Raw genomic sequence first — 14,541 nt, 5'->3', positions numbered from 1 at the left:
TATGCCGGACAGGTCCGGCACCCCCGAACACACGCTCAGTCCTTGTGGACGGTCCCGTCCGGGTCGAGGCCCTTGAAGGACAGCAGGACGATCAGGATTCCACCGCACACGATCGCCGAGTCGGCCAGGTTGAAGACCGCGAAGTGCTTCGGCGCGATGAAGTCCACCACCGCGCCCTCGAAGACCCCCGGCGCACGGAAGATCCGGTCGGTGAGGTTGCCGAGCGCGCCCCCGAGCAGCAGGCCCAGCGCGATCGCCCAGGGCAGGCTGTAGAGCTTGCGGGCCAGCCGGGCGATCACCACGATCACCGCCGCCGCGATCACCGTGAAGATCACGGTGAAGGCCTCGCCGAAGCCGAAGGCGGCGCCCGCGTTGCGGATCGCCTCGAATCGCAGCCAGTCCCCGACGACCTCGACCGGCTGGTGGTGCTCCAGCTTCGCGACCACGATCAGCTTGCTGACCAGGTCGATGACGTACGCGAACGCGGCGACCCCGAACAGCACGGCGATACGGCGCCTGCCGCGGGGCTGCTGCCCGGCGGCCTGCGCCGTGGACTCGTCCGCACCCAAGGAGTCGCCGGAATCCGGCCGCTCCGGCTGCCCGGCGTTCCCGCCGGACGGCTCCGGCTCGGCTCCCGCCGCCTCTGGAGTATCCGGCCTACCGATGATGCGCTCCGCCTCTGCCACGTGAGTCCCTCGACCTAGGTACCTGACTGAGGACGAGGGTACGGCACGCTTCGACGACGGCCGGGTGATCAGTACCGGCGCTCCTGCTTCTGCTTGCACTCGACGCACAGGGTGGCCCGCGGGAAGGCCTGCATGCGGGCCTTGCCGATGGGATTGCCGCAGTTCTCGCACAGGCCGTAGGTGCCCGCGTCCAGCCGCTCCAGGGCGTGCTCGGTCTGGACCAGCATCTCGCGCGCGTTGGCGGCCAGCGCCAGTTCGTGCTCGCGCGTGATGTTCTTCGTCCCGGTGTCCGCCTGGTCGTCCCCGGCGCCGTCTCCCGAGTCCCTCATCAGTCCCACCAGGGCCGCCTCGGACGAGGCCAGCTCGGCGCGCAGCCGGTTCTTCTCGGAGTCCAGCTCGGCGCGGGCCTGCTCGACCTCCTCGGGCGTCCAGGGGTCCTCGCCGGGGCGCACCGCCAGTTCGCCGGGCTCCGCCGCGGCGAAACGTGCCTTCGGAACGGCGGTCTTCGCCGCCGTGGCCGTGCCAGGAGTCTTCTTCGCAACCACTGTCGTGGCTCCCGTCTGCTCCGCGGCCGAGGCCGCGCCCACCTTCTTGGCCGTGCTCTTGCCGGCGGTGCTCCTGCGGGCGGTCCCCTTCCCGGCCGCCGCACCGCCCCTGTCGCCGGCCCCCTCCGGGCCGGCGTCCACCTCGCCGACCGCACTCTGCGGACCGGCGTCCGACTCGCGGACCACGCCCTCCTCGGCGGCGGCCGCCTTCCCGCCTACGGCCGCCTTCTTCGCCGGTGCCTTCCTGGCGGGCGCCTTCCTGACGGCCGCGGTCCTGGCAGCCGCCTTCTTGGCGGCCGCGGTCTTCTTGGAAGCCGCCGTCTTCTTGGAGGCTCCCGTCCTCTTGGACGCGCCGGCGGCCTCGGAGGTGGCAGCCGGGCCGGAGGCCGCGGCCTTTCCGGCAGGCGAGGCCTTCTTCGCCGGCACCTTCTCTGCCGCCGTCTTCCCGGCTCCCCCCGGGCCCACGGCCTTCGCCTGCTTCACCTGCTTCACCTGCTTCACCTGCTTGGCGTCCGCCGTGCCCGTGCTCCCTCCCCGCGTGCTCTTCTTCGCACCGACATCCTTGGCCGCACCGCCGGAGGCGCCGGTGGACCTGCCGGACGCCGACTGCTGTACGGCGGTCTTCTTCGCCACCATGGCCGCGGCCCCTTCACATATTGTGATCTTGCACGCGAATCGTGCTGGGACGATAAATCGACTTGAGTCCCGCGGCAACGGGGCACACCGCCCGATTCGCCCACCTCGCGCACGTCACGCGCCAAGCCTGCATCCGTTGTGCCCAGCTCCCCGCCGGGTAATCCGCCCGGTCGCCAGTCCCGGGGCAAGAAGCGGCGCCCCTCGCCATTCGGGTCATCGGGGACCGCCGCGAGCGCCCGGCCCGCGGCCCCGAAAACCGGTCGGCCGCTGTCCGCGCGGCGCCGTACACTGGGCGGAGCGAGAAGCGTGGATGGGGACGAGTAGCGGCGTACGCAGCCCAGAGCGACCCGGGGACGGTGGAAGCCCGGGGGCGAGCGCGACGTGAAGATCACCCCGGAGCCGCCGGAAGAACGCCTTGGTCAGTGGGCTCCGCCCACGGGCTGCCAGGGCTGGTAGAACCGGCATCGCGACCCCAATGAGGGGGTTCCCCGGGGCGTACGGCGCACCGGAGGGCCAAGGAGGGTGGTACCGCGGGAGCGCGCCGCACACGGCGTGGACAAGGCTCTCGTCCCTCCGACGGAAGGCAGCACATCCGCCGGAGGAAGCTCGTTGAACACGCAGCCGCAGTACCGCCAGGTACCCGCCCAGGTCGACCTGCCCGCCCTCGAGCACGCCGTGCTCGACTTCTGGCGCGAGCAGAAGATCTTCGCCAAGAGCCTGGAACAGTCCGAGGGCCGCCCCGAGTGGGTGTTCTACGAGGGCCCGCCCACCGCCAACGGCATGCCGGGCGCCCACCACATCGAGGCGCGCGTCTTCAAGGACGTCTTCCCCCGCTTCCGCACCATGCGCGGCTACCACGTGGCCCGCAAGGCCGGCTGGGACTGCCACGGTCTGCCCGTGGAACTGGCGGTGGAGAAGGAGCTGGGTTTCACCGGCAAGCAGGACATCGAGGCGTACGGCATCGCCGAGTTCAACGCCCGGTGCCGTGACTCCGTGACGCGCCACACCGACGCGTTCACCGAGCTGACCAACCGCATGGGCTACTGGGTCGACCTGGACGACGCCTACCGCACCATGGACCCCGAGTACGTCGAGTCGGTGTGGTGGTCGCTCAAGGAGATCTTCGACAAGGGCCTGCTGGTGCAGGACTACCGCGTGGCCCCCTGGTGCCCGCGCGACGAGACGGGCCTGTCGGACCACGAGCTGGCGCAGGGCTACGAGACGATCGTCGACCCCTCGGTGTACGTCCGTTTCCCGCTCACCTCCGGTCCGCTGGCCGGCCGGGCCGCGCTCCTGGTGTGGACCACGACGCCCTGGACGCTGGTCTCCAACACGGCCGTCGCCGCACACCCCGACGTCACGTACGTCGTCGTGACGAACGGCGAGGAGAACCTCGTGGTGGCGCAGCCGCTCGTCGACAAGGCGCTCGGCGAGGGCTGGGAGACCACCGGCGAGTCCTTCACCGGCGCCGAGATGGAGCGCTGGAGGTATCAACGTCCGTTCGAGCTCGTGGAGTTCCCGAGCGTCGGCGAGGGAACCGATGGGCACAGTCCGGAGCCCGCCCACTTCGTCGTCAACGCCGAGTACGTCACGACCGAGGACGGCACCGGTCTGGTCCACCAGTCCCCCGCCTTCGGTGAGGACGACCTCAAGGTGTGCCGCGCGTACGGCCTGCCGGTCGTGAACCCGATCCGCCCCAACGGCACCTTCGAGGAGAACGTCCCGCTGGTCGGCGGCGTCTTCTTCAAGAAGGCGGACGAAAAGCTCACCGAAGACCTCCAGAGCCGCGGCCTGCTCTTCAAGCACATCCCCTACGAGCACAGCTACCCGCACTGCTGGCGCTGCCACACCGCGCTGCTCTACTACGCGCAGCCGTCCTGGTACATCCGCACGACGGCCGTCAAGGACCGTCTCCTGGAGGAGAACGAGAAGACCAACTGGTACCCGGACACGGTCAAGCACGGCCGTTTCGGCGACTGGCTGAACAACAACATCGACTGGGCGCTGTCCCGCAGCCGCTACTGGGGCACCCCGCTGCCGATCTGGCGCTGCGAGGACGACCACCTCACCGTCGTCGGCTCACGCGCGGAGCTGACCGGGCTGACCGGCACGGACCAGTCCGAACTCGACCCGCACCGCCCGTACATCGACGCCGTCACCTTCGACTGCCCGCAGGAGGACTGCGGCCGGCTCGCCACGCGCGTGCCCGAGGTCATCGACGCCTGGTACGACTCCGGTTCGATGCCGTTCGCGCAGTGGGGCTACCCGTACAAGAACAAGGAACTCTTCGAGTCCCGCTACCCGGCGCAGTTCATCAGCGAGGCCATCGACCAGACCCGCGGCTGGTTCTACACGCTGATGGCGATCGGCACCCTGGTCTTCGACAAGTCCAGTTACGAGAACGTCGTCTGCCTCGGCCACATCCTCGCCGAGGACGGCCGCAAGATGTCCAAGCACCTGGGCAACATCCTCCAGCCGATCCCGCTGATGGACCAGCACGGCGCCGACGCGGTCCGCTGGTTCATGGCGGCCGGCGGCTCCCCCTGGGCGGCCCGCCGCGTCGGTCACGGCACCATCCAGGAGGTGGTGCGCAAGACCCTGCTGACCTACTGGAACACGGTCGCCTTCCAGGCGCTGTACGCCCGCACGTCCGGCTGGGCCCCCTCCGAGGCCGACCCGGCCCCGGCCGACCGCACCGTCCTGGACCGCTGGCTCCTGTCCGAACTCCACGCGCTCACCGACCAGGTGACCCAGGCGCTGGAGGCCTACGACACCCAGCGCGCCGGCAAGCTCCTCTCCGCGTTCGTCGACGACCTGTCCAACTGGTACGTACGCCGCTCCCGTCGCCGCTTCTGGCAGGGCGACAAGGCCGCGCTGCGCACCCTGCACGAGGTCGTCGAGACGGTCACGAAGCTGATGGCCCCGCTGACGCCGTTCATCACCGAACGGGTCTGGCAGGACCTGGTCGCGCCGGTCACCCCGGGCGCCCCGGAGTCGGTGCACCTGGCGTCCTGGCCGGAGGCCGACCTCGGCGCGATCGACCCGGAGCTGTCGAAGCAGATGCTCCTGGTGCGCCGCCTGGTCGAACTGGGCCGCGCCACGCGGGCGGAGTCGGGCGTCAAGACCCGCCAGCCGCTGCGCCGCGCGCTCATCGCGGCCAACGGCTTCGACACGCTTTCCGCCGAGCTGCACGCGCAGATCACGGAGGAGCTGAACGTCGCGTCGCTCGCGTCGCTCTCCGAGGTCGGCGGCAGCCTGGTCGACACGACCGCCAAGGCCAACTTCCGCGCCCTGGGCAAGCGGTTCGGCAAGCGCGTCCAGGACGTGGCCAAGGCGGTGGCGAACGCCGACGCGGCCGCGCTCGCCCTCGCCCTGCGCGAGGGCACGGCGTCGGTGGAGGTCGACGGCGAGACCATCACCCTCGCTCCGGACGAGGTCATCATCACGGAGACCCCGCGCGAGGGCTGGTCGGTGGCGTCCGACTCGGGCGCGACGGTCGCCCTCGACCTGGAGATCACCGAGGAGCTGCGCCGGGCGGGCCTGGCCCGTGACGCGATCCGCCTGATCCAGGAGGCCCGCAAGAACAGCGGCCTCGACGTCGCCGATCGCATCGCGCTCCGCTGGACCGCGACCGACCCGGAAGTCGTCGACGCGCTGACCGGCCACGCGTCCCTGATCTCGGACGAGGTCCTCGCCACGGCCTTCTTGAACGAGCACAGCGCCGAGGGTGAGGCGGACGACACCTACGGCGCCCCGTTCACGGACGAGGCCCTGACCCTCACGTTCCGCCTGCGCAAGGCGTAACGCCTCCGGCTCGCTCGGCAGGGCCCGGTCTCCCGCTGCGGGAGACCGGGCCCTTCGCCGTGTCCGGCGCCCGCCCGAGGCGGCCCGCATCGGGCGGGCGCGCGAAAAAGGGCGGGGCCCCGGATCGGAATCCGGGGCCCACGCCCTTTGAACGCTGCCGACGCCTAAGGCGTACTACTGGCCGTCAGTTGTCGTCCTCGTCGATGAGGAAGCCGCGCATCGGCGAGGGAGCCTGCCCCATCGGGGAGGGACCCTGCGGACGCACCGGCGCCATCGGCTGAGTCATCGCCGGAGACATCTGCTGCTGACCGCCGTACGACGGGCCGGCCTGGCCCGGTCCACCCATGCCCTGGTTGCCGCCGCCGTAGGACGGGGCGCTCGCGCCGGCCGGAGCCATCGAGGGCGACGGGGACGGCGGCAGGGAGGCGGCGGCCTGAGTACGCGGCGGGGCGAGGGAGTCGTCGGCCTGGGTCTCCAGCTGACGCAGCTGGGACTCGAGGTACGACTTCAGGCGCGTACGGTACTCGCGCTCGAAGCCGCGCAGGTCCTCGACCTTGCGCTCCAGCGTGGCGCGGGCGGACTCCAGGGAGCCCATCGCGACGCGGTGCTTCTCCTGCGCGTCCCGCTCCAGGGCGTCGGCCTTGGCACGGGCGTCGCGCTCGAGACCCTCGGCACGCGAACGCGCCTCACCGACGATCTTGTTGGCCTCGGAACGGGCCTCGGCGATCGCCTGGTCGGCGGTCTGCTGGGCCAGCGAGAGGACACGGGCGGCGCTGTCGCCGCCGGGGCCCTGACCGTGGCCGCCCATCGGGCCGCCCATGTGCTGCTGCATGGGCGGCTGGCCACCCATGGGGCCCTGACCCATCGGGCCCTGACCCATGGGGCCCTGACCCATCGGACCCTGGCCCATCTGGCCCTGGCCCATCTGTCCCTGCATCTGGCCCTGCATCTGGCCCTGCATCTGTCCCTGGCCCATCTGGCCGGGACCCTGCGGACCACCCTGGCCACCGCCGGGACCGGCGGGCAGCTGCGGGGCACCGCTCGGCAGCTGGGGCGGGCCACCCATGGGGCCGCCCATCTGCTGCTGCGGCGGGCCCGATATGCCGGCGGGCACCGGAGCGCCCGGTCCGCGCATGCCCTGGGGCATCCCCTGCTGCGGCATGCCTTGCTGCGGCATCCCCTGCTGGGGCATACCCTGCTGCTGCGGGGGCATCCCCTGCTGCTGCTGGTCCTGCGGCTCCGGAGGCTTGCGCATGTTCTGCTGGTTCTGGGCAGCAGCACGCGTGGCAGCGGCCAGCTTGGCGCGCAGGTCCTCGTTCTCCCGGAGCAGGCGGGTCAGTTCGGCTTCGACCTCGTCGAGGAAGGCATCGACCTCGTCCTCGTCATAGCCTTCTCGGAGGCGGACGGTCGTGAACTGCTTGTTCCGCACGTCCTCGGGGGTCAACGGCATCTCTTCACCTCAACGTAGTCGTCGGCATTCGGCAAGACGGTAGTTCACATCGCTCACAGCCGACTCACGATCGAGATCAGGATGTAGACGATGATCATCAGTACGAAGAAGGACAGGTCGAGCGCCACGCCCCCGAGACGCAACGGCGGGATTACCCGCCGCAGAAGCTTGAGCGGTGGATCGGTGACAGTGTAGGTGGCCTCCAGAACGACCACCATCGCCTTGCCGGGCTGCCATGAGCGGGCGAACTGGAAGACGTAGTCCATGACCAGCCGGAAAATGAGCACGATGAGGAAGACCATCAGCGCGATGTAGACGACATCCAGGACCACGCTCATGTTCGGTGCTTCCCTCTCCCCTGCTTACGTACTTTCTCGTCACTGCTGTTCCGGTCGTGCGTCTCAGCTCTGGTTGAAGAACCCGCCCTCTGCGATGCGGGCCTTGTCCTCCGCCGTGACATCGACGTTAGCAGGCGACAACAGGAACACCTTCTGCGTCACCCGCTCGATGCTGCCGTGAAGACCAAACACCAAACCCGCCGCAAAGTCGACAAGTCGCTTCGCGTCTGTGTCATCCATCTCAGTCAGATTCATGATCACCGGGGTGCCCTCACGGAAGTGTTCCCCGATGGTACGGGCCTCGTTGTAGGTCCGGGGGTGGAGCGTGGTGATCCGGTACGGCTCTCGTTCCGACACGACCTTGGGCATGATCACCGGTGCGTTCTTCTCCAGGGACTGACGTTCTTGTGTGATGGATGCCACGGGCGCGATACGCGCCGGACGCCCGGATTCCGCGCCTGGCGAAGCGGATCTGGCCACCGGCTCGCGCGGTGCGGGCGGTTGAGTGATTCGCACCTCTTCGTCCCTTTGGGACTGATGTGCTCCATGCGACTGGTGCGACGGCTCGTGCCGCCGGTGGTCACGCTCGGGCTCGGGATCGAGCTCGGGTTCAAAGTCGTCGTCGGGGTCGAAACCCCGGCCGTCGTACCCATCGTCCTCCACGAGGCCGAGGTAGACCGCCATCTTGCGCATCGCGCCGGCCATGCTCCGAGTCCTCCGCTCTGTGGTGGATCCGCTGACGACTGCCAAGTCCCGCGATCCACGTGGTCCTTATGCCGCCTTTCGGCGGAAATGACCATATTTTCTGCTGTGGTCCGACTTCCTGGCGACGTTACCCGAGCCCGGGGCGGACTCCGAGTACCGCGGTGCCGACGCGTACATGTGTCGCTCCGGCCGCCACGGCCTGTTCGAGGTCCGCGCTCATCCCTGCCGAGACCATGTTCGCAGCCGGATGAGTTCGGCGCAGGTCAGTCGACAAATCCATCAACCGCTCGAACGCCGCCTGTTGCTGTCCGGCGTACTCCCCGGTCAGAGGTGCGACTGTCATCAGTCCGCCGAGCCGGAGCCCCGGAGCGCCGGCGACGAGGCCGGCCAACTCCGCGATCCCGCCCGGCGCGACACCACCCCGCTCCCCCCGCGCGCTTTCGCCCGCGTCGAGTGCGACCTGGATGAGGCAGCAGACCTCGCGTCCGACCCGCTCGGCCTCCTTCGAGAGGGCCGTCACCAGCCGGGCGCGGTCCACGGACTGCACGACATCCGCGTAACCGACCACGGAGCGCACCTTGTTGGTCTGCAACTGGCCCACGAAATGCCAGGAAAGGGGCAGATCCGAGCAGGCCGCGGCCTTGGGTGCCGCGTCCTGGTCCCGGTTCTCGGCGACGTGCCGCACACCGAGTTCCGACAGGATCCGCACATCGCTCGCCGGGTAGGTCTTGGTGACCACGATCAGGGTCACTTCTTCGCGCTTGCGACCGGCCGCCGTACACGCGGCCGTGATGCGCCGCTCCACACGCGCCAGATTTGCGGCGAGTTCGCCCTTACGGTCCGTCATGCACCATCAGCCCAGCCAGACATATCCCGCGAGTCGCCCCGTGGTGCGATCGCGGCGGTACGAGAAGTGGTCCTTCGACTCGCGCGTGCACACCGGCGACTGCTCCCGGTCGTGCACCCCGAGCCGGTCGAGCTGCGCGTGCACCCCGGCGGTCACATCGACCGCGGGAGTGCCCCAGCTCGTCTCGGCGTGCGCGGCCGGCTCGACGGCGGCCACCTCGGCCCGCATCGTCTCCGGCACCTCGTAGCACCGGCCGCAGACGGCGGGCCCGGTGCGGGCGATGATCCGGGACGGCTCGGCACCGAGTCCGACCATGGCACGTACGGCGGCGGGGACGATCCCCGCGACCATCCCGGGCCGGCCGGCGTGAGCCGCGCCCACGACACCGGCGACCGGGTCGGCCAGCAGAACCGGCGTGCAGTCGGCGGTGAGTACGGCGAGGGCGAGTCCCCGCTGCGTGGTGACGACCGCGTCGGTCCCGGGCACCGGATGCTCACCCCAGGGACCGTCGACGACGGCGACGTCCGCGCCGTGCACCTGGTTCATCCAGACGACCCGGCCCGCTTCGAGACCCAGCGACTTGGCCGCCGACTCCCGGTTGGTCCGCACGGCCCCGGGGTCGTCGCCGACCGCGCCGCCGAGGTTGAGCTCCTCATACGGAGCGGCGCTCACCCCGCCCCACCGGTCGGTGAAGGCGAAGTGCGCGCCGCTCGCGTGCCCGCGCTGTCCTATCACTTCAGGAAGTCCGGCACGTCCAGTTCCTCGGCCGCGCTGTCCGAGTAGCTCCGGGACGGCGGTACCGGCGGAGCGACCGGGATGTCGGCCACCGGCTCGGGGGCCGGCGCCGGGTCCTCCTTCGGGGTCACGCTGCCGAGCGAGCCGAAGCTCGGGCGGCTCTCGGACCGTACCGGAGTGGGCTCCTCGCGGCGGGGCGAGGAGGAGGAGGAGGAGGCCGAGCCGAGGACGGTGTCCCGGCGGGCCGGGGGCTGGCCCCCGTCGAAGCCGGCCGCGATCACGGTGACCCGGACCTCGTCGCCGAGCGCGTCGTCGATGACCGCGCCGAAGATGATGTTGGCCTCGGGGTGCGCGGCCTCGCTGACCAGCTGGGCGGCCTCGTTGATCTCGAACAGGCCGAGGTCGGAGCCGCCGGAGATGGACAGGAGCACGCCGCGGGCGCCGTCGATGGACGCCTCGAGCAGCGGCGAGGAGATCGCCATCTCGGCGGCGGCCACCGCGCGGTCGTCGCCGCGGGCGGAGCCGATACCCATGAGGGCCGAACCCGCCTCGGACATGACCGACTTGACGTCGGCGAAGTCGAGGTTGATCAGACCGGGCGTGGTGATGAGGTCGGTGATGCCCTGGACACCGGAGAGCAGGACCTGGTCCGCCGACTTGAACGCGTCGAGGACGGAGACCTGGCGGTCCGAGATGGACAGCAGCCGGTCGTTGGGGATGACGATGAGGGTGTCGACCTCTTCGCGGAGTTCCGCGATGCCGTCCTCGGCCTGGTTCGCACGGCGCCGTCCCTCGAAGGTGAACGGGCGTGTGACCACACCGATGGTGAGGGCGCCGAGGGAGCGTGCGATGTTGGCCACGACGGGTGCGCCGCCGGTGCCGGTGCCGCCACCTTCACCGGCCGTCACGAAGACCATGTCGGCCCCCTTGAGGACCTCCTCGATCTCCTCGCGGTGATCCTCTGCGGCCTTGCGGCCGACGGCCGGGTTGGCTCCGGCGCCGAGTCCGCGGGTGAGTTCGCGGCCGACGTCGAGTTTGACGTCGGCGTCGCTCATCAACAGAGCCTGGGCGTCCGTGTTGATGGCGATGAACTCGACACCCTTGAGACCGACCTCGATCATCCGGTTGATGGCATTGACACCACCGCCGCCGACACCGATGACTTTGATGACTGCGAGGTAGTTCTGCGGTGCTGCCACGTCGAAGGCCTCTCGCCTCGAGTTACGTGTCGCTGGTTCGCGAGACGCTCTGCGCTCCACGATCCGGCGACTGATGCCGAAATGGGACGGTCCGTTTCGCCGACCCGAACCCTAACGCTGAAGTTTAGGGTTACCAGTGTGCCTGTTCGTTGAAGTCTTCTGAACAGGACACTAAGTCGACACGTGGCGCCCGTTCAACGAACACGCCGAACCTCCCGTTTTTCTTTTCACCCTATGTGATCAGCCGTGTCGCTGCCCAACCAGGGTGCTGGCCTGCGGGGATGCGCGTCAACTCCCCGCTGACGCAGGGGCGGTGGGAACACTGACATCGAAGTGCCGTGCGTCCGGGGAGGCTTTCATCAGGGCGAGGATGGTACGGCTCTTCGCCGCGCCGTTCTCGGTGCTCCCCCACGCGACGGTCCGGCCGCCGCTCAGCTCCAGCGAGATGTCGTCGTAGGAACGGACCTTGACGACGCGGGTGTCCCGGGCGACCGCGGGCGGCAGGGAAGCGACGGTCCGCACGGCCTCGCGCACGAGGCGGTCCTCGCCGAAGCGGCGCAGGCTCGCGGAGGCCGAACTCGCCGGGGAGAGTTCCGGTTCCAGCAGCGGAACGCCCTTGGGGGCCCGGGAGACGGTGGCGAAACGGACGCCCTCATCGTCCACTTCGACGAAGTTCCGCCCCTTTCGGACAAGCAGGACGGGCGTCCGCTCGGTCACTTTCAGACCGATTCCGTCGGGCCAGGACCGGGTGACGTCGACCGAGTCGATGCGGCGCAGTTTCGCCCGCAGCCGCTCCTCGATCGCGCCGGTGTCGACCGAGACCAGCGGTGAGCCGACCGGGACGGCGGCGGCCTCGCGGACCTGCGCCGGCGTCAGAACTTCCGTACCGGAGACGGAGACGCGGTCCACGCGCAGCCACTGGGAGCCGTACAGCAGCCAGGTGACACCGGCGCCGAGGAGGATGACGGCGAGCGCGATGATGATCGTACGAAGTCGGCGGGGGTCGAGCCGCCGGACCAGGGGCGGGCCGGACGACTCCTGCTGACGTGCCCCGCGCTCTGCGGTGGCGGATCCGGCCACGCTCCCTGCCCTTTCGTCATTCGTGCCTAACGGTGCGCACGCGAGGCGGCGATCGCCTCGTGCACCATGCCGACGAGCAGCTCGTCGGCGTCGCGGCGGCCGAACTCGCCGGCCGCGCGGGACATCTCGTACAGCCGGTGCGGGTCGGCGAGCACGGGCAGGACGTTCTCCCGGATCCATTCCGGGGTCAGGTCCGCGTCGTCGACCAGGAGGCCGCCGCCGGCCTTGACCACCGGCTGGGCGTTCAGCCGCTGTTCGCCGTTGCCGATGGGCAGCGGGACGTAGGCGGCGGGGAGCCCGACGGCGGAGAGTTCGGCGACGGTCATCGCGCCCGCGCGGCAGAGCATCATGTCGGCAGCGGCGTACGCGAGATCCATCCGATCCACGTACGGTACCGGGATGTACGGGGGCATTCCCGGCATCTGCTGGACGTGCGGCAGTTCGTTCTTCGGGCCGACCGCGTGGAGGATCTGGATGCCCGCCTGCTGGAGCCAGGGGGCGACCTGCTGGACCACCTCGTTGAGGCGGCGGGCGCCCTGGGAACCGCCCGAGACGAGCAGCGTGGGCAGGTTCGGGTCCAGGCCGAACACGTGCCGCCCCTCGGGGCGCGCGGCGGCGCGGTCCAGGGTGGCGATGGTGCGGCGCAGCGGGATGCCGATGTAGCGGGCGTCGCGCAGCTTGCTGTCGGGAGTGGAGACGGCGACGCGGGCGGCGTACCGCGAGCCGATCTTGTTGGCCAGGCCGGGGCGGGCGTTGGCCTCGTGGATGACGATCGGCACGCCCCTGCGCTTGGCGGCGAGATAGGCGGGCAGGGCCACGTATCCGCCGAAGCCGACGACCACGTCGGCCCGGGTGCGCTCCAGGATCTGCTCGGCCGCCTTGATCGTGCCGCGCAGCCGGCCCGGGACGGTGATCAGCTCGGGGGTCGGCTTGCGCGGCAGCGGCACCGCGGGGATCAGCGCGAGCTCGTAACCCCGCTGGGGTACGAGCGTGGTCTCCAGACCGCGCTCCGTGCCCAGGGCCGTGATCCCCACCGAGGGGTCCTGCCTGCGCAGGGCGTCCGCGAGGGCGAGCGCGGGCTCGATGTGGCCGGCGGTCCCCCCACCAGCGAGTACGACATGCACCGAAATTCACCGCTCTCCGGACGTACGCGCCGCCGAGGCACGCCGTCTCATCGTGTTCCATCTCCGGGGCCCCGTGAGGCCCCCGGCTCCCCGCTTTCTACCAAAGCGGGGTTGCCGCATCGCAAGCGCGGCCCGCGCAGCGGGCTCGTCGCGTGCGAAGGCGATCAGCAGCCCGATGGCGAACATGGTCGGCAGCAGGGCGGATCCCCCGTAGGAGAACAGCGGGAGGGGGACACCGGCGATCGGCAGCAGGCCGAGCACCGCACCGATGTTGATCACGGCCTGGGCCGTGATCCAGGTGGTCACGCCTCCCGCGGCATACCTGACGAAGGGGTCCTCCGTGCGTCCGGCCACGCGGATACCCGCATAGCCTAGAGCCGCGAACAGGGCGAGCACCGACAGCGTCCCCGCGAGACCCAGTTCCTCACCGGTGACGGCGAAGATGAAGTCGGTGTGCGCCTCGGGGAGTTGCCCCCATTTCTCCACACTCGCCCCGAGCCCGGACCCGAAGATCCCGCCCGAGGCGAGGGCGTAGATCCCGTGCACGGCCTGCCAGCAGTCGGCCACTCCGGACTTCGGTTCGGTGGCGCCGATGCAGGCGAGCCGGGCCATCCGGTTCGGGCTGGTCCTGATGAGGATCACGCCGATCAGCGCGGCGATCGAGAGCACACCCGCGAAGAGGCGGGTGGGCGCGCCCGCCAGCCACAGCAGGCCGAACAGGATCGCCGTGAGGATGATCGCCGTCCCCATGTCGCCGCCGAGCATGATCAGCCCGAGCAGCATGAACGCGACCGGCACGAGCGGCACCAGCAGGTGCTTCCACTGGCTCAGCAGCTTCTTGTCCTGCTTGCGGGCCAGCAGGTCGGCGCCCCAGAGCACCAGCGCGAGCTTGCCGAACTCGCTGGGCTGGATCTGGAACGAGCCGCCGAGCGAGATCCAGTTCTGGTTGCCGTTGACCGACATCCCTATCCCCGGCACCTGCACCAGGGCCATCAGGAAGACGGCGCCCGCGAGGATCGGGTAGGCCAGCGCCCGGTGCAGCTTCACCGGCATCCGGGAGGCGGCCAGCATCAGCAGTCCGCCGATGGCGGCCGCGAGGAACTGCTTGCGGAAGAAGAACGAGCCCGGCAGCGACATCTGGAGCGCGGTGATCTGCGAGGCCGAGTAGACCATCACCAGGCCCAGGACGGTGATCAGCAGACTGCCGCCCAGGATCAGGTAGTAGGCGGTCAGCGGCCGGTCCCAGGCCTTGTGGGCGCGCGTGTAGAGCCGCAGTGCGGGGTTGTCCCGCGGCGGCCGGGCGACGGCTTTGCGGACGGGCCGCTGGACGGGCGGCCGCCCGGTACGGCTACCGGGCACCGCAGCCTCCGGTGTACGTCGGCGTCGACAGTC

12 protein-coding genes are annotated in these 14,541 nt (G+C 70.2%); 1 reads left to right on the top strand and 11 read right to left on the bottom strand.

The features are described from left to right. Nucleotides 1-35: 35 nt before the first annotated feature. Together lspA and P1P75_RS12330 are read right to left on the bottom strand one after the other, a co-directional pair. Nucleotides 36-686, bottom strand: a complete 651-nt coding sequence (gene lspA, locus P1P75_RS12335; RefSeq protein ID WP_319254540.1) for a signal peptidase II — start codon at nucleotides 684-686, stop codon at nucleotides 36-38. A 68-nt stretch (nucleotides 687-754) separates the two neighbouring features. After that, the gene (locus tag P1P75_RS12330) at nucleotides 755-1,867 is read right to left on the bottom strand and encodes a TraR/DksA family transcriptional regulator (RefSeq protein WP_319254538.1); all 1,113 of its coding nucleotides are present in this window, start codon (nucleotides 1,865-1,867) and stop codon (nucleotides 755-757) included. Nucleotides 1,868-2,476: 609 nt separating this feature from the next. On the opposite strand from P1P75_RS12330, the gene ileS reads away from it, so the two are divergent. Further along, entirely contained in the window at nucleotides 2,477-5,671 is a 3,195-nt protein-coding gene (gene ileS / locus P1P75_RS12325; protein WP_319254536.1) for an isoleucine--tRNA ligase, read from the top strand. Between the two features lie 184 nt (nucleotides 5,672-5,855). On the opposite strand, the gene P1P75_RS12320 is transcribed toward ileS, so the two are convergent. From P1P75_RS12320 to ftsW, 9 genes are all read right to left on the bottom strand, one after another. Continuing rightward, on the bottom strand, nucleotides 5,856-7,121 hold the full coding sequence (locus tag P1P75_RS12320; protein ID WP_319254534.1) for a DivIVA domain-containing protein: 1,266 nt from the start codon (nucleotides 7,119-7,121) through the stop codon (nucleotides 5,856-5,858). A 53-nt stretch (nucleotides 7,122-7,174) separates the two neighbouring features. After that, on the bottom strand, nucleotides 7,175-7,459 hold the full coding sequence (locus P1P75_RS12315; RefSeq protein WP_020129925.1) for a YggT family protein: 285 nt from the start codon (nucleotides 7,457-7,459) through the stop codon (nucleotides 7,175-7,177). Nucleotides 7,460-7,522: 63 nt separating this feature from the next. After that, nucleotides 7,523-8,164 (bottom strand): cell division protein SepF, encoded by a 642-nt coding sequence (gene sepF / locus P1P75_RS12310; RefSeq protein ID WP_266455541.1) that lies wholly within the window; start codon nucleotides 8,162-8,164, stop codon nucleotides 7,523-7,525. 127 nt (nucleotides 8,165-8,291) lie between these two features. After that, a complete protein-coding gene (locus tag P1P75_RS12305; protein ID WP_319254532.1) occupies nucleotides 8,292-9,011 on the bottom strand; it encodes a YggS family pyridoxal phosphate-dependent enzyme in 720 nt (239 codons plus the stop codon). Nucleotides 9,012-9,017: 6 nt separating this feature from the next. Beyond that, nucleotides 9,018-9,746, bottom strand: a complete 729-nt coding sequence (pgeF, locus tag P1P75_RS12300; protein WP_319254530.1) for a peptidoglycan editing factor PgeF — start codon at nucleotides 9,744-9,746, stop codon at nucleotides 9,018-9,020. After that, nucleotides 9,743-10,945 (bottom strand): cell division protein FtsZ, encoded by a 1,203-nt coding sequence (ftsZ, locus tag P1P75_RS12295; protein WP_319254528.1) that lies wholly within the window; start codon nucleotides 10,943-10,945, stop codon nucleotides 9,743-9,745. Before ftsZ ends, pgeF begins: the two co-directional genes overlap by 4 nt. 288 nt (nucleotides 10,946-11,233) lie before the next feature. Next, a complete protein-coding gene (locus P1P75_RS12290; RefSeq protein ID WP_319254526.1) occupies nucleotides 11,234-12,025 on the bottom strand; it encodes an FtsQ-type POTRA domain-containing protein in 792 nt (263 codons plus the stop codon). A 26-nt stretch (nucleotides 12,026-12,051) separates the two neighbouring features. Continuing rightward, on the bottom strand, nucleotides 12,052-13,149 hold the full coding sequence (murG, locus tag P1P75_RS12285; protein ID WP_319254524.1) for an undecaprenyldiphospho-muramoylpentapeptide beta-N-acetylglucosaminyltransferase: 1,098 nt from the start codon (nucleotides 13,147-13,149) through the stop codon (nucleotides 12,052-12,054). A 6-nt stretch (nucleotides 13,150-13,155) separates the two neighbouring features. Beyond that, the gene (ftsW, locus tag P1P75_RS12280) at nucleotides 13,156-14,508 is read right to left on the bottom strand and encodes a putative lipid II flippase FtsW (protein ID WP_319254522.1); all 1,353 of its coding nucleotides are present in this window, start codon (nucleotides 14,506-14,508) and stop codon (nucleotides 13,156-13,158) included. Between the last annotated feature and the right edge of the window lie 33 nt (nucleotides 14,509-14,541).

The organism is Streptomyces sp. ID05-39B (assembly GCF_033794725.1).
GTDB lineage: Bacteria > Actinomycetota > Actinomycetes > Streptomycetales > Streptomycetaceae > Streptomyces > Streptomyces bobili.
This window is presented reverse-complemented; position numbering and strand designations above follow the sequence as displayed.

Coding starts and splice junctions, on each gene's coding strand:
- sepF (WP_266455541.1), bottom strand. CDS start 8,164: ATGGCCGGCGCGATGCGCAAGATGGCGGTCTACCTCGGCCTCGTGGAG.
- P1P75_RS12305 (WP_319254532.1), bottom strand. CDS start 9,011: ATGACGGACCGTAAGGGCGAACTCGCCGCAAATCTGGCGCGTGTGGAG.
- P1P75_RS12320 (WP_319254534.1), bottom strand. CDS start 7,121: ATGCCGTTGACCCCCGAGGACGTGCGGAACAAGCAGTTCACGACCGTC.
- P1P75_RS12315 (WP_020129925.1), bottom strand. CDS start 7,459: ATGAGCGTGGTCCTGGATGTCGTCTACATCGCGCTGATGGTCTTCCTC.
- P1P75_RS12330 (WP_319254538.1), bottom strand. CDS start 1,867: ATGGTGGCGAAGAAGACCGCCGTACAGCAGTCGGCGTCCGGCAGGTCC.